Below are 15,319 nucleotides of genomic sequence, written 5' to 3'. Positions count from 1 at the left end.
GGATTTCGTTAATTCCTGATAATACTAATATATGCTGAATAGACTTTTTACTGCTCAGAGCCTGTCTCATTAGGCTATTTCGCTTACTATATTGAAACTGCGCAGCGCTACATGTGTGCTCCGGTTGTTACGCGCTAACCGTATTCAACCGTTTACAATAGATGAAAGGTATGAAATCCCTCTGTCACCACAAGTGATTTACAGGTGATCAGATAGGGTAATGAAAAAAATAACGGGTTACGAATATAGGTAACGCTGTCCATTTCGTCAACAGGCAAAACTGTACATTAAAATACATTTTCTATCATAATTCCTTCATTATATTAAAGTTGACATTAATACTGTCTGAGAATTAAATTTGCGCGCACTGGTAAGATGTGCCGGGAATGAGTGTGCGTGAAACTTATAACTTGAGGCGCGTCAATGAATTAGGCGCCTTTTTATGAGGCTAAAGAGCATTTCTTCTCTCATGCAATGTCCATTTTTATCTATAACTGATGGTTTATTTTCTGATTCGAACTGAATAAGATGGTTTCTTCATTACAGAACCTTACTTTATTTTCTCAGTGCGCGTTCAATGTTAAAAACTTCACGATAGTTAATCTACTGAGCCAAATGGATTTGTTTGTAACATTAAAGCCGGGATTAAAGTCCTGTTGGTATATGCTCGTCATACTTTAAGTTGTATAAGCATTGGCTGCGTTTATTCATCCGAATCACTTACTACAGTAAGCCCGTCGGCAGCCACTCTTGCCCTGCAACTCGAATTACCCAGAGCATGGTGTATAGCGGATAAATTGATTTGGACGCAATAATAAAGACAAATTCTGTCAAAAGTATTCAGGAATGGTGCCTGCCACTAGCCTTGCCTGGACTTTTTTATCTGCTGGCACAATATCTTAACGGTTACTGTATTTTCAATAATAATATTTTAACAGTTTACGATCTCAAGTTGGCCGTTTTTTCCGCCGCGTTGGTACTTTTTGGTTTTCGGGGACTACCAGGATTTATTCTGTTTTTGACGGTAATGTTTCTGGTTGGTCCACAAGATGGACGGGTGGATGCGCTATGCCTGACGATGGCATCAACATTGAGCTATGCAATTTACCGCAAAATAACGGGCAAGCGTAGCCGCGCCAGCTTTGGTCGCATCAAAATCAGCCTAAATCGCATAGTCTGGCTATGTGGTTTCAATATTTTGCTGTACCTGGTTTTAAGTAAAATATTGGCCGTATTTTTTCATCATAACCTGCGCCCGGATGTGGCTAATTTACATGTATTAAGTCTGGAAATGCTGGTGCGCATCCAGGGGATCACCAGCGGTTGTCTGACGGGAATTCCCTTTTTCTACAAAGTCTTTCGGATCCTGCGTCGCCCGTCGTATCTGTTTACATTTAAGAAGTCCCCTGGCTATCAGGGTAAAAGTGATGTCAGCGCATACGGTGTTATTACATGGTGGACGCTGCTGGTTTGTCTGATGTTATGTTTAACATCACCGAATATTACGAATATTTTTTTCTCGTTCTATTGCCTGATTCTACTGTTCCCGTTAATGCTGTGGGGAGCCATAAAGATTGGCCACTCGTTTACCATGCTGGTGTGGACAATCGTGTTAATTATTTTAGGTAAGCATACCGACACTTATATCGCCAGCGACGAAAGTTTTATGCTGCATCAGGCGCTGGTTTCAACGCTTATCATTGTCTTTTCTCTCACTATTGTTGTCATGGGAGCATTGGCTAAATTTACCCGTCAGCGGTTTAGCCAGGCCTTGTTGTTGGGGCTGACTGACCCGATGACGGGAATGGCGAATTTACGGGCGCTGAAGACAGAGTTATTTACTACCGATCACGCAACGGTCTGCCTGATTCAGTTGCCTGAGCTGGAACTCTTTTCCCGCCGCTATGGTTTTCATTTTCGCGCACGCTACCAGAAGATTCTGGCTGAACATCTGCAGCGATATTTAGTTGAAAGTGAGAAAGTTTATTATCACGCCGGTTATGATCTGCTGATCAGGCTTGAAAATTGTACGTACGAGCGATTATGCGATTTGTATCAGGCCGCCAACAGTTTTCGCCTCTTTCATAACAACCAGCGGCTGGGGTTTCGTAGTGGCCTGGGTTATTGCCTGATTAATGATATTAGCGATGACATCTATCAATTGGTTGGCAAACTGGGCATGGCTGCGGGTTTATCGCTGACCAATGGCCGACCTGAAAATCTTGAAGCGCAGCATAGTCGGATCCTCGGTAACCACATTGTCGATAAAACGGATATTCGCACGGCATTACAAAATGCACTGGATAACAATGCATTTGTACTGATGGCTCAGCCAATAGTCAGTACCAATGGTGAAGATCCGTATCATGAAATATTGATCCGCATGCTGAATGATAAGGGGGAATTTATTCCACCAAATAGTTTTCTGCCGGTTGCGCATGAGGCTGGATTGGCACCAGAAATCGACTTATGGGTAATAGAAAATACTCTGAAAGCGATGTCGAGCCACCCCAAACGTTGTTTCTCTATTAATCTGGCCCCGGTGACGGTATGCCGTTCAAACATTGTCTCGCAGATCACAAAACTCTTACAGGATTACGCGGTGGATCCCCAGCGGGTTATTTTTGAGATAACCGAAGCCGATACGCTGTCAGATAAAGAACAAACCGTTGAAACGCTATGTTTAATTCGCAAGCTGGGATGCCGCGTAGCGATTGATGATTTCGGTACCGGGTTCGCCAGTCATGCACGTCTGATGAATATCGAAGCAGATATTTTGAAAATAGATGGCTCATTTATTCGACGGATCACTGAAAGTGAAATCAGCTACTACATCGTTGAGTCATTCTGCCGCGTCGCCGAAATGAAGAATATGCAGGTGGTGGCTGAGTTTGTTGAAAACGCCAATATTCAGGCATGCCTGGAAAAAATGAATGTGGGGTGGTTACAGGGATATCACATCGGCAAGCCGACGCCGCTGCTCACGCTGGAATAGCGTAGCGCTAACGCAATTATGACTCAAAAAAGAGCAGTTTCTTCTCAGGTAGAGAACAAAAATTATGAGTGACATTATTAAAGTAAAAGAACGTTCGGTTACCGTATCACGAGGTGGGCCGGGGACACGCTTATTATCCTCATTGCGCGATATTCATCCTGGTGTTGCGATGAAGCTCGGAATGATTCTGGTTGTGTGCATCGCCACGCTATTGATTGGTGCCTCTTTTATTTTATCGTCTTATCTGTCCAAAGAATTGCAGGTCAATGCGCTGGAAATGATTAAGACCAATACGCGCATTTTCCATAATAGTATTTCTAATGAGTTTCAGAGGGTCACCAGAGATGCTGAGCATTACAGCAATGTTTATATTAACAACTACCAAAACGTCGCAGGAAAACCGCTGCGCTATATGGATGCAGCTGAATTAAAAGCGGTTCTGAGCAACCCAAATACCAACGCGCATTTCACCGAGTTAACCAGCGTATTCGCCAGTACTTTTGTTTTGCAAGGCGAACAGTTTGTTCGTGTTAGCAGTACGTTACTGGCGAGTTCTGGTAACACGGCGACGGCGACAGCATTGGGACACGATAACCCTGCATTACCGCTCTTGCTGAAAAACAAACCTTTTTCTGGCGTTGTTACGCTATTTGGAAAGCAGTTTATTAGCCACTATGAGCCAATTGCCGATAAATACGGTCAGGTTGTTGGCGCTGTTGCGGTGGGTTTTGATGTCAAACAAACCCTGCAACCGATTATCAGGCAACTGCTGGATGTGCATATTGGTAAAAATGGTTACGCCTACGTGCTGGATGCCGGATTCGAACCGGGACTTATGCTGGCGCATCCTTCGCTAAGTAACCAACAGGCTATCAATATTACTGACGCCAATGGTTATAAGCTCTTTGCCGATATCCTCGAACATAAAAATGGGCTCACCTATTACAACTGGGTGAGCGGTTATGGTGCTGCTCCCAAGACCAAAGTCGCTGTCTATGAATATATTGAAGGGATCAATTGGATCATTGCCACGACCAGCTATGTGGATGATGTTGCCAGGAGCAGCAACCTTGTTCGCAATGGTTTATTGCTGTTTACCGCTCTGCTGTTGCCAGTCATTTTACTGCTTATTGCCGTTGCCAGCCGTTTCCTTATTTCACGCCGTTTAAATCGGGTGCTGAGAATTGCCCAGACCATCGCGGAAGGTGATTTAACAGTTGATGTCCAGGTTGACCACCATGACGAGATTGGCGAACTGCTTGGCGCGGTAGAAATGATGCGTCAGCGCCTGCACTCGCTGGTGGGGGATATGGTCTCTCACGCCAATTCGGTACATCAGGCATCGCTGCATATTACTGAAGCGGTAGATGGGCAGGCATCAACCAGCGTGGAGACGTCATCTTCGGTAGCGGAAATCACCTCTACGATGGAGGAGCTGTCAGCCTCCTCCACCCAGATAGCCGAGCATTCGCGCGCGGTCGTCGATATTGCAAATCAGACGCTGGAAGATTGCAACAAAGGCTCAGATTCCATGTCGCAATTGCTGATGCGTATGACGGATATCGACAACGATAATCAGCAAAACATGCGAGAAATCATGATGCTCGGCAACAAGTCGACGGAAATCAGTCGCGTAATGGTGATTATTAATAGCGTCGCGGATCAAACTAAACTGATTGCCTTCAATGCGGCGCTGGAAGCGGCCAGTGCCGGAGAAGCTGGAAAACGTTTTTCAGTTGTGGCGGCTGAGATCCGTCGCCTGGCCGATTCGGTAACCGAGTCGACAGTTGAGATCGAGAATAAGATCAGCGAAATACAAAATGCGATCAACCGCCTGGTGCTGAATGCGGAAAAAGGCGGTGAGAGCATCAAAGCAGGAGCCAGAGCCTGTAAAGTGAGCGCTGAACATCTGAACGATATCGTTGTTACCGCAGAACAAACGTCTACGGCTGCGCTGCAAATTTCACTGTCAACACAGCAGCAGAAAACGGCAAGTAATCAAGTGGTGATGGCGCTACGCGAAATTGTCGTCGCCAGTAACTATACCTCGCAGTCCATCAAAGACATTCTGATCGTAAGTCAGGATATGACGCAGTTGTCGAAGGCGCTGAAAGAGGCCTCGACGTCATTTACCTTGACGGATATGGATGCATGAACAGCGACAACATTCGGGTACTGATCCTCGACCTGGGCAGCGTCTCGCGCAATGACCTGGTTAAGCAACTGGAAGATCACCCGCATATTAAGGTCGTGGGGCAATCCGCCCATCGCCGACAGGCGATTCGACTGTTGCAACAACTGATGCCTGACCTGTTGATCCTGACGCTGGAAAACTCGACCGCCGATAACGTCGAGGTTGTTGAGACCATTATGGCGACCAGAGCTATTCCCATACTGGTCATGCGCTTTGGGGCTGAAAATAACGGGGATGAGGATTACATTTCCCGCGGGGCGCTGGCGGTATTGCACCAACGCAGCGATGCGCCTTTATCGACAAACGCGCTACATCGCAAAGTGGAACTGCTGGTGGGGGTGAAAGTGATCCGTCATATCAAGGGATTACGCCATCCTACAGAGCCGATAATCCCGGTCATTCACCCGGTGATGGATGCGATAAAGACTACAGCAGACTGGCCCTTTGTGCTGGCGATAGCCTGCTCGACCGGAGGGCCGCAGGCGCTAAGCAAGCTACTGCAGGATTTACCCGGTACGTTCCCCTGTCCGGTACTCATTGCCCAACATATTGCCGATGGTTTTGCGAAAAATATGGTGCACTGGCTGGACAGCGTGACCGATCTGAAGGTGCGACTGGCGCAGGAAGATGATCGGGTGGAAGCGGGGTATGTGTATGTATTACCGCCTGAGCAACATTTGATTGTTAAAAGCGATCAACGTCTGGCAGCGATCCCGCGACAGGACAGTGATGTTTATCACCCGAGCTGTAATCTGCTACTGGAGTCGGTCGCAGAAGTGTTCGGTGAAAAAGCTGTCGGGTTGATTATGACCGGGATGGGGAGCGACGGCTGTCGTGGCATTGAACTCATTTTCCAGCGTGGAGGCAGAACGCTGGCGCAGGATGAAGAAAGTTCTGTTGTTTTTGGTATGAACAAGAACGCTATCGACAAGCAACTGATACATCGCACGATCCCGCTGGATGGTCTCGCAAAGGTCCTGCTGTCGATGGCTTTTCACGGGCATTTCGAGAGCCAATTGCCATGATACCCAATCTCCCTGATTATGCCCGGTTGATAAAGGACCGGGTTGGTTTGCACTTTGATAATGCGATGGAAGCACTGCTGAAATCGGCGCTGAGTCGACGAATGGCTGAGCGGGCTATCAGTAATTATTATGAATACTATGAGCAACTCCGCCTTTCTCAGGATGAGTTCGATAGTTTCATTACGCTGATTACGATTAACGAAACCTATTTTTTTCGCGAAAGCGATACGCTGGATTTAATCTGTGACAAATGGGTGCCTCGTCTCCTGCAGCAACGTAGCGGACCGGTACGCATCCTGAGCGCAGGATGTTCATCAGGGGAAGAAGCTTACTCGCTGGCGATCAAGTTGCATGAAAAATACCACGATGACATGGCGGGGCGGGTCGAAATCTACGGTTGTGACATTGACCCGGCGATCCTGGCCAAAGCCAGAAATGGCAATTATTCCAGCTACTCGTTTCGTGGCGTCGAACCGCTTATCCAGCAGCGCTACTTTACCCGTACAGGCAATCAGTATCGTCTGCATGATGCGATCCGTGAAAAAGTCACGTTTCACCGCGCTAACATTATAAAAGAGCAATTCCTGCCAGAGATTGACATCATTTTGCTGCGCAATGTGTCTATCTACTTCGACACGCCAACACGCCGCGAACTGCACGGTAATTTGCTGAAGATGCTGCAGCCACGGGGAGCGTTGTTCTTTGGTAATGCGGAAACGCTGGCCAACAATTTCGACATCCTTAAGCTGGAGCAAGAAGACGGTATCTTCTATTTTTGCCACCATAGCGAATCTCTCCGGGTCGTACCCACGCCCAGGGTTGCGGTACGAACGCCCCTTACAGCACCTCCCGTTGTTATCGAACCACCTGCGCCAACGGCTCTTAAGTCTGATGACTGGCTGAAAAAGGCACGCGTCTGCCTCGATGAAAAATGCTTTTCTGAGGCTGAGGAATGTATTGCCTGCGTATTGCGTAATGATCCATGTAATCAGGATGCGCTGATTATTCAGGGGGTGATTGCCCTCGAGCAGTGCGAGTTTTCTCAGACCGCCGGTAATGCGCAACAGATCCTCGCGCAGGATGAGTGGTCAGCGGAAGCCAAAATGCTGCTCGGCCTGGCAATGATGTGGCAGCACCAGACACAGCAGGCAATCGCATGGTTCAAACAGGTCGTCTATCAGGAGCCTGGATATTGGCCCGCCCACTATTATCTGGCCGAAATGTATCGACAAAGCGAGCTGCGGCAACCCGCACAGCGCACGTATCGCGTGGTGATGCAATTGCTCAACGATGAAATGAAGAATCCTTCTACGGTTTGTCGTCTGCGTTTACCTATGGTCTTTCCTGGCAATACGTTTCGTTTTCTTTGCGAACATCAACTGGCGCAATTCGCCCATCAAAGCGGGTAACAAGAACGATTATGGCTATCGATCTGAAAAAATTCGTGCTGCGTTTTATTGATGAAGGGAGAGGTCATTTGCAGACGATCAGTGAGGGGGCATTTCTGCTCTCTGCTGATGAACATACCGATGCTTTAATCGGTGAGATGTTTCGGGCCGCGCATACCCTGAAGGGGGGCGCACGGATGTTGAAACTGCAGAGCATCGCAGATGTCACCCATCATCTTGAGGACGTTCTGAGCGAGCTGCGGGATAAAAAACTGACGCCTGACAGGGGGCTTGGCAACCTGATTCATGAGTCCGTGGAGTATCTTTCAAACCAACTGACCCAGCTCTTTGTCAGTGAGGGGGATAACCAACTGCCGCCAGCAGATTCGGGGTTGTGTGAACGACTTGCCTGTGCGAGTCGCGGAGAAAGTGTCTCGTTGGTGGTGGAAGCAAGCGGGCAATCAGAAAAAAATGCGGCTTCGACGGGCTCGAGCGCTGTGGACGGCGGCATTAAACAAGCTGATTTTGTTCGTGTAAAACTGAATAAACTGGACAGTCTGATAGATATTCTGGGGGAAGTTGTCGCTGGCCATGACCGCCTCGAACAGCAGATACAAAACCTGAGTCAGCTTGTTCCGCGACTGTTAGGACTGAGCGCAGAGCAGCTTCGTCAGCAAATCCGCGATTTCAGTGCCCAGTTGAAGGAGAGCGTTCAGGTCCAGCATTTGCAAATGTTCGAACTGTACGACGTGGCGGCACGGATCCGTATGCTCCCGCTTTCAACCTTATTTGAGCCGATCTCCCTCCAGGTCAGTGAACTGGCCTCCACCCTGAACAAGCAGGTGGTTTGCCGCTTTGTCGGGGGCGAAGTGGAAATTGACCGTCAGCTAATTGACCGACTGTCAGAGTCACTGACGCATTTACTGCGTAATGCGGTCGATCACGGCATTGGGGAAATCGATGAGCGACTGGCGCTCGGTAAATCCACGCGCGGCACGATTACCATTACCACGCAGCAAGATGGCAGCGGAATATTATTGCGCGTGGAGGATGATGGTCGTGGTCTGAATTACCCGGCAATCAGCGCAAAAGCGGTGAGTAAAGGATTGGTGCCTGCCTCCATGGCCGGACAGCTCTCGGAACAGGAGTGTAACGAGCTTATTTTTCATCCCGGATTTTCTACCAGCCAGATTGTTTCTGAGCTTTCAGGTCGCGGTGTAGGTCTTGATGTCGTGCGTAAAACAGTGGTCACCGATCTGCAGGGGGATCTGCAGGTTTATAGCCGACAGGGGGTAGGAACGAGCTTCACTCTGCGTTTACCGGTCTCACTGACGATGATGCGTATCCTGCAATTTGAAGAGCAAGGCCATCTGTTCGGGTTGGCGGCTCAGTATGTGGTTGAGGTGGTGGAGTGTACTCCCGAGGGTATTAGCGATATTGCCGGACGCCCGGCCATTATTTTGCATAACGAGTTTATTCCGGTGGTCTGCGCAGGTGCTCTGCTGAGGATTCAGGAGCGCCAGGGGAGTTTGCCATCGACAGGGCAACGTTTAATCATCGTGCAGAACCAGTACAGCAAGATGGCGCTGCGGGTAGATAAGCTGCTCGATGAACGCAAGATGATGATCAAACCGTTACCAAAACATATGCAACAGCAGTCGCTGGTGTCCGGAATGGTTCAGACGCCGGATAACCAACTGGTCAGCATTCTGCAAGTCCCCGCTCTGATGGCGATGGCGCAACAATCGCGACAAACCAGCCCGGTCGTTCAGCCGGTTAACGCCGTACAAAATGCATGGCATGTGCTGGTGGTCGATGACTCACTGAATACCCGAGAGATAGAGAAAAATGTGCTGGAAGCTCACGGTTATCAGGTCACGCTGGCGGAGGATGGGTTGTCCGGGTTGCAAAAAGCAAAGCTGACCCAGTTTGATGCCGTGCTTACCGATGTTGAAATGCCGTTTATGGACGGTTTTACCTTCACGAAATCGTTGCGTGGGGAGAAGAACTACCAACACACACCGATCATTATCGTGACCTCCCGTGCGAAGGAAGAAGACCGTCGTCGGGGAATTCAGGTGGGGGCGGATGCTTACATCGCGAAGGGCGATTTTGAGCAGGACAGCCTGATAAAAACATTAAAAATGCTTTTGTGCTGATGGCGCAAAATCGAGAGAGAAGATGCGAATTTTATTAGTTGATGATGATCTCTTTGCGGCTGAACTGGCGTCTGTTTTCCTGGAAATGGACGGCTACGATGTGGTGATTGTGGAAAGTGCAATCTCCGCCTTAGCGTGTCTTGATTCAGAAAAAAATATCGATCTGGTCATTAGCGATCTGCATATGCCTGAAATTAGCGGACTGGATCTGCTGGCGCTTCTGCGCGCTCAGGATTGGCCTAAACCCTTCATTTTGCTGAGTGCAAATGAAGTCACTGGAAGTGACGTACCGTATGACCGTTGGGTGAAGAAAGATGAAAACCTGGCGGAAAATCTGGGCGCTGCGGTTAATGCGTTACTGCAGCCTGCTGCTGTTACTGAATAAGCCATAACCTTACGATGAAACAAGATAATAAGCACATTGCCATGGCGGCTGCACAGGAAAAGATATCGCGTCTGCGGCAGGGGTTTTTGCGCCGTATCCCCGACATGCTGGCTCAAGCGGAAAGGTTATTGATTCAACTGGTCGAAGAACCCAGTGAAGGTTGTCGGAAACAGTTGCACATTCTACTACACAGTATCCATGGTTCGGCTGGCTCGTTTGGTTTTACCCCTCTGGCGAATGCCTCTGCTGAAGGTGAGCGTTTACTTGCAGATCCGGTGCTGGAGCAAAGCAAACTGCATTCCGACGAGCTACGTCGAATAATCAGGTGGCTGTATACCCTGACGCAAGAGCAACTCAATCTTGAACATCGTATCAGCGATACGGATTTCAAATTACCGATCGCCTCATCACGCACAAATGAAGGATTCGTCCGTCGGACCAGCAAACCGATCTATCTGTGTGATGATGATGTCGACCAGGTTGAACTGCTTGCTACTCAGTTGCGCTGTTTTGGTTTTACCTGCCATGTTTTCGCCAACACAGATGATTTTACTCAGGCCGTGCTGTCGCAGCCGCCTTCGGTGGTGATCATGGATGTCAGTTTTCCGGATAACGCCTACGGTGGTCCGCTGACCATGTCAGATCTGAAGAATAAGGTTGGAACGGCTTTTCCGGTACTGTTCCTCTCGTGCCATAGCGACTTTAAGGCGCGGATTAACGCCATTAAATCAGGTTGTGACGGCTATTATGTCAAACCGGCTTCCATTACTGACTTAGTGCAGGAGCTTCATCGTTTGACCCAGCCGTCGCTGAAAAAGCCCTATCAGGTGTTGCTGATTGATGATGAGCCAGCGGTCGCGGAATACAATGCGGAAATGCTGCGTATGGCGGGAATGGAAGTGCATGTTCTGGAGAAACCCCAGTATTTACTGCATGTTCTGAATTCCCATCCTGTCGACCTTGTCCTGATGGACTACCATATGCCCGAGTTTAGCGGTGAGGAACTGACTAAGCTGATCCGCCAAATACCGCAGCATATTGGTCTGCCGATTGCCTATCTCTCCAGCGAGACCAACAAGACGGCGCAGCTTGGCGCAATGCGCATCGGTGCGGAGGATTTTATTCTCAAGCAGGCAGATCCTCAGGAGCTCATTCACGCGGTATCTATCCGGGCGGAAAGAATGCGCGCCTTGCGCGCCCGCATGTCGCAGGACAGCCTGAGCGGTTTATATAACCACTCGACGACAACCCATTTTCTTAAAAGCGCTATCGCTGAAGCAAACTACAGCGGTAAACCGTTCTGTCTGGTGATGGTCGATCTGGATCGCTTTAAAAGCATTAACGATACCTACGGTCATGTAGTCGGCGATCAGGTCATTGTGGGGATCTCGCAACTGTTTTCCCATCGCCTGCGCAGCACAGATATTGTGGGCCGCTATGGCGGAGAGGAGTTCGCCATCATTATGCCTAATACTAAAAGCGAAACCGCCGCGCTGGTGGTGGAGCGATTACGCAAGGATTACGAGCAGGTTGTTTTCTCCGTCAATGACACCCGTTTTCACAGTACCTTTAGCGCAGGTATTGCGCAGTGGCAATTTGGCGATCGTATTGAAGTACTCCGTGAACGTTCCGATCAGGCGCTGTATGCCGCGAAGCAAAAGGGTCGCAATACCTACTGTATTGCAGAAGAAAAGGAGAGAGTATGAGCCAACAACTGGAGCAAATTCTCGCGCTGAATCATGGTGAAAAGCCTGAGTGCGAAAGTGTTGATGAGCCGCAGCGTACGCTGGTGTTATTTCAACTGGCAGAGAATAATTTTGCGTTCTATGGCGCTCAGATCAAAGAGATCCTCGCGGAACGTCCTATCTCCTGGGTACCGTGCTGTGCGCCAATGCTGGAAGGGGTGATCAACTATCGCGGGCGGGTCGAGTCGGTGATGAGGCTGGATAGTCTCATTGATAAACCCGTAGCTAACCCGGCGGGAAAACGTACGATCCTGATCGGCTGCGGTGAGAAAATGCAAAGTGGCATCCTGATCGATAAGCTGATTGATGTTCTTGAAGTGGCAGAAAGTCAGATTCATCAGCCAGGTGATTCTCTTCCTCCGGTGCTACAAACCATCGCGGCAGGGGTGGTCAACGTGGCAGAAACCTGGTTCACCCTGCTCGATCTGGATCTGGTCTTTGACCGCTATCAGGAGACCAGCGGCTATGAAGTCTCTCATTAATCTGGATGCGGTGCGCGTGACGCTGGGCGTGCAGGATTTTTACATTCCGGCAAACCAGGTAAAGCGCTGTGCGCGGGTAGAGCAAGTTTTGCCGGAGATCCCGCGTTTTAGCCAGTGGCTTGGTATTGCAGATGAACCGCAAGAGGGAAGCCATTTACATCTGTTTGTCCCGGATAGTGGTGTGGAGTGCGGGTGGTACTTATGGGGGCAACTGGAAAACGTAATGCTATCCAGTGATACGATATTTGCGGTTCCCCCACTTCTGGCTCGCGGTTGTCGCCTGCCTGCCCTTCGTGCATTGGTAGGCAGCGAAACGTTTAGCCCACTGTTAAGCTGGCGCTGATCTTATATATGGTTGCAAGAACGTTTTCATGTGCATGATTTATTTTACCTGTAAATCATTTTGTTTTTTATTTTTAAAGTCGCTCACTTTCCTGGCGTCTTATTTACCGTTCATTACATAAATAATGATTAGTTTAAATGTCTACATGATGACTTTATTTCGGTCGTAATATCAGGTGCGTCACATTTTTAAATTTTTCAGGGTGGTCAGCGCTTTCGGGATGATTTAAATCACTTTATTTATTCTTTATTTACTCAAAATGGTTTGGTGACTCTCTACGTTAACAAGGAAATGGATATGAGTTTACCTTCCCAGGATAATAAGGTTGGGCCAGGTGCTTATTTTGCCCTGGCATTCGCCGCCGTATTTTTCTCCGGATTACTCGGGGGAAAAGAGTGGTACGGCGTATTTGATTTCACCACCCTGAATGGTGCTTTTGGCAAAGTAGTCAGTAAAGCGAGCCTTGACGGCGATACGCTGACAACGGCGACCAGCGCGTTTCGCGGTACCGGTGGTCACGGGGCGATGGATGGTTTCCTCTTCGCGTTAGGGTTGATTCCCGCGGTTATGTTTGCGTTGGGAATGATCAACGTGCTGGAGCACTACGGTGCCCTGCGTGCGGCGCGTCGTTTGTTAACGCCTTTGCTGCGTCCGCTGATGGGGATCCCGGGGAATACCGGCCTCGCGCTCATCGGCAGTTTGCAGAGTACAGACGTCGGCGCATCTCTGACGCGTAACCTGGCTGATGAGGGCGAAATCACTGAAAATGAGAAAGATATCTTTGCCATGTTCCAGTTTTCCGCTGGGGCTATGATCACCAATTTCTTCTCCTCTGGTGCAATCTTGTTCACCCTGATGGCGGTTGATGGCACACCGGCGGTGCCTGCATCCATTGGTGCATGCGTTGCTGTGATGTTCATTATGAAAATTGTTGGCGCCAACGTGATGCGCCTGATTCTGACCTTTACCAATAAAAAAGCCGAATCAACTGTACCGGGAGAAGCATCATGAGCGCGCCAACCTCTAATCCAGTTATTACCGATGTCTTTGTAGAAGGTGCCCGTAAAGGCTGGAACATTGCGACAACCAGCACTCTGCCAAACGTGGTCATGGCTTTTGTCATCATCAAAGCGCTGGAGATTACCGGTGCGCTGAAAGGGCTGGGCATGATATTTGCCCCGCTAATGGGGCTGTTTGGTTTGCCTGGCGAAGCTGCCGCAGTACTCATTGGCGGCTGGATGTCGATGGGTGGGGGTATCGGCGTGGCGATTGGCCTGTTCGACAAAGGCATCCTGACGGGAGAGCACCTGGCTATCCTCGCTCCGGCAATTTATCTGATGGGCTCTCAAGTGCAGTATCTTGGCCGCATTCTAGGGGTTATTGGCACCAGTGCGAAACGTATTCCCCTGATGATTGTTATCTCCGTTCTGAACGCTTTTTTAGCGATGCTGCTGATGCGCGTTATTCTCTGATAAGGAATTACCATGGATTTGGAAAAGTATATTGATGAACTGCAAACGCTGGTCAACGTGGATTGCGGTACGCAGACGTTAGATGGCGTTGCCAGGGTGGCTGAGGTGATGCGCGAACTCTGGCAGCAGGAAGGCTGGCACACGGAACAGGTCGATTTAGGCAGTGCGGTAGGTCCGGCGTTGCTGGCGACCAATAAACCTGCAGCGACACATTACGATGTGCTGCTGATTGGGCATCTGGACACGGTATTTCCACAGGGGACGGTGGCTGAACGCCCGATGAGCCGTGATACCAGTCGTCTGTACGGACCGGGTGTCTCCGATATGAAAAGTGGCTTACTGAATATTGTCTGGGCAATGCGGACATTGCCAGCGGAGCATCTGGATCGCTTATCTATCGCAGTGGCAATGAACCCGGATGAAGAGACCGGTAGTGTTCACTCCAGCCAGTGGATTGGGGAACTGGCGAAGCAATCACGCTACGTACTGGTATGTGAGGCTGCCCGGGCTGACGGCTCGCTGGTAAAAGCGCGAAAAGGCGTGGGCGGGTATCAGCTGACGTTTGACGGTGTTGCTGCACATGCTGGTAATGAGCCGGAAAAAGGGCGGTCCGCTATTACCGCATTTGCCAATAGCGTACTGGCGATTAACGCGTTAACCGACGTGGCGCGCGGCACCACACTTAATGTCGGCGTGGTGCAGGGCGGAAGTGCGGCGAACGTGGTAGCGGCAAAGCTGCACGCGGAAGTGGATGTACGGTTCTGGGAAAACGAGGAATATGAACGTGTTCATCACGCGCTGGAGTCGCTCTGCCAGCAAGGTTTCCTGGATGGTGTGACCACCACGCTCACCCGTGTAAGCCATAAACCTGCAATGGCGGCGAGCGAAGAGACTCAACGGCTGATGGCGCTGGTCGAGCGCGCGGGTCTGGAAGAGGGGATTACGGTGACATGGCAGGCTGTGGGAGGAGGAAGCGACGCAAACCATACGGCAGCGTTAGGTATTCCTACGCTGGACGGATTGGGTCCGATCGGCGCAGGCTTCCACAGTTCGGATGAATGGCTGGATATTGCCTCAATCGAACCACGGATTCGTTTATTAAAACGCATCATTACCATGTTGTAATCATCA

Annotated in this window: 12 protein-coding genes; all 12 read left to right on the top strand. The window is 49.6% G+C overall.

The features are described 5' to 3' along the window. Positions 1–1,027 precede the first annotated feature (1,027 nt). On the top strand, positions 1,028–2,995 hold the full coding sequence (locus AACS05_RS18545; protein ID WP_339374226.1) for a sensor domain-containing phosphodiesterase: 1,968 nt from the start codon (positions 1,028–1,030) through the stop codon (positions 2,993–2,995). A 64-nt stretch (positions 2,996–3,059) separates the two neighbouring features. Next, complete coding sequence (locus tag AACS05_RS18540) at positions 3,060–5,150, top strand: methyl-accepting chemotaxis protein (RefSeq protein ID WP_045446748.1); 2,091 nt, start codon at positions 3,060–3,062, stop codon at positions 5,148–5,150. Then, positions 5,147–6,214 (top strand): chemotaxis protein CheB, encoded by a 1,068-nt coding sequence (locus tag AACS05_RS18535; RefSeq protein WP_045446745.1) that lies wholly within the window; start codon positions 5,147–5,149, stop codon positions 6,212–6,214. The genes AACS05_RS18540 and AACS05_RS18535 overlap by 4 nt, the downstream gene beginning before the upstream one ends. After that, on the top strand, positions 6,211–7,623 hold the full coding sequence (locus AACS05_RS18530; protein WP_045446743.1) for a CheR family methyltransferase: 1,413 nt from the start codon (positions 6,211–6,213) through the stop codon (positions 7,621–7,623). The genes AACS05_RS18535 and AACS05_RS18530 overlap by 4 nt, the downstream gene beginning before the upstream one ends. Positions 7,624–7,634: 11 nt before the next feature. Further along, positions 7,635–9,761, top strand: coding sequence for a hybrid sensor histidine kinase/response regulator (locus AACS05_RS18525; protein ID WP_045446740.1), 2,127 nt, complete (start codon positions 7,635–7,637; stop codon positions 9,759–9,761). Positions 9,762–9,783: 22 nt separating this feature from the next. Continuing rightward, positions 9,784–10,146 (top strand): response regulator, encoded by a 363-nt coding sequence (locus AACS05_RS18520; RefSeq protein WP_045446737.1) that lies wholly within the window; start codon positions 9,784–9,786, stop codon positions 10,144–10,146. 14 nt (positions 10,147–10,160) lie between these two features. Next, positions 10,161–11,852 carry a diguanylate cyclase gene (locus AACS05_RS18515; protein ID WP_045446734.1) on the top strand — a complete coding sequence of 564 codons (1,692 nt, stop codon included), beginning with the start codon at positions 10,161–10,163 and terminating at the stop codon, positions 11,850–11,852. Next, the gene (locus AACS05_RS18510; RefSeq protein WP_045446731.1) at positions 11,849–12,373 is read left to right on the top strand and encodes a chemotaxis protein CheW; all 525 of its coding nucleotides are present in this window, start codon (positions 11,849–11,851) and stop codon (positions 12,371–12,373) included. The genes AACS05_RS18515 and AACS05_RS18510 overlap by 4 nt, the downstream gene beginning before the upstream one ends. After that, positions 12,357–12,716, top strand: a complete 360-nt coding sequence (locus AACS05_RS18505; protein WP_045446728.1) for a hypothetical protein — start codon at positions 12,357–12,359, stop codon at positions 12,714–12,716. The genes AACS05_RS18510 and AACS05_RS18505 overlap by 17 nt, the downstream gene beginning before the upstream one ends. A 291-nt stretch (positions 12,717–13,007) precedes the next feature. After that, positions 13,008–13,727: a nucleoside recognition domain-containing protein gene (locus AACS05_RS18500; RefSeq protein ID WP_045446725.1), complete on the top strand. Its 720-nt coding sequence runs from the start codon at positions 13,008–13,010 to the stop codon at positions 13,725–13,727. Then, positions 13,724–14,188, top strand: a complete 465-nt coding sequence (locus AACS05_RS18495; RefSeq protein WP_045446722.1) for a YjiG family protein — start codon at positions 13,724–13,726, stop codon at positions 14,186–14,188. Before AACS05_RS18500 ends, AACS05_RS18495 begins: the two co-directional genes overlap by 4 nt. A gap of 12 nt (positions 14,189–14,200) precedes the next feature. Next, complete coding sequence (locus tag AACS05_RS18490) at positions 14,201–15,313, top strand: M20 family metallopeptidase (protein ID WP_045446719.1); 1,113 nt, start codon at positions 14,201–14,203, stop codon at positions 15,311–15,313. Positions 15,314–15,319: the final 6 nt, after the last annotated feature.

The organism is Citrobacter sp. S-77 (assembly GCF_963864895.1).
Classification (GTDB): domain Bacteria; phylum Pseudomonadota; class Gammaproteobacteria; order Enterobacterales; family Enterobacteriaceae; genus Citrobacter; species Citrobacter murliniae.
This window is presented reverse-complemented; position numbering and strand designations above follow the sequence as displayed.

Excerpts from the sequence above, each read along its gene's own strand:
- AACS05_RS18515 (WP_045446734.1), top strand. The coding sequence starts at position 10,161 with ATGAAACAAGATAATAAGCACATTGCCATGGCGGCTGCACAGGAAAAG.
- AACS05_RS18495 (WP_045446722.1), top strand. The coding sequence starts at position 13,724 with ATGAGCGCGCCAACCTCTAATCCAGTTATTACCGATGTCTTTGTAGAA.
- AACS05_RS18540 (WP_045446748.1), top strand. The coding sequence starts at position 3,060 with ATGAGTGACATTATTAAAGTAAAAGAACGTTCGGTTACCGTATCACGA.
- AACS05_RS18510 (WP_045446731.1), top strand. The coding sequence starts at position 11,849 with ATGAGCCAACAACTGGAGCAAATTCTCGCGCTGAATCATGGTGAAAAG.
- AACS05_RS18500 (WP_045446725.1), top strand. The coding sequence starts at position 13,008 with ATGGATATGAGTTTACCTTCCCAGGATAATAAGGTTGGGCCAGGTGCT.
- AACS05_RS18525 (WP_045446740.1), top strand. The coding sequence starts at position 7,635 with ATGGCTATCGATCTGAAAAAATTCGTGCTGCGTTTTATTGATGAAGGG.
- AACS05_RS18535 (WP_045446745.1), top strand. The coding sequence starts at position 5,147 with ATGAACAGCGACAACATTCGGGTACTGATCCTCGACCTGGGCAGCGTC.
- AACS05_RS18520 (WP_045446737.1), top strand. The coding sequence starts at position 9,784 with ATGCGAATTTTATTAGTTGATGATGATCTCTTTGCGGCTGAACTGGCG.
- AACS05_RS18545 (WP_339374226.1), top strand. The coding sequence starts at position 1,028 with ATGTTTCTGGTTGGTCCACAAGATGGACGGGTGGATGCGCTATGCCTG.
- AACS05_RS18530 (WP_045446743.1), top strand. The coding sequence starts at position 6,211 with ATGATACCCAATCTCCCTGATTATGCCCGGTTGATAAAGGACCGGGTT.
- AACS05_RS18490 (WP_045446719.1), top strand. The coding sequence starts at position 14,201 with ATGGATTTGGAAAAGTATATTGATGAACTGCAAACGCTGGTCAACGTG.
- AACS05_RS18505 (WP_045446728.1), top strand. The coding sequence starts at position 12,357 with ATGAAGTCTCTCATTAATCTGGATGCGGTGCGCGTGACGCTGGGCGTG.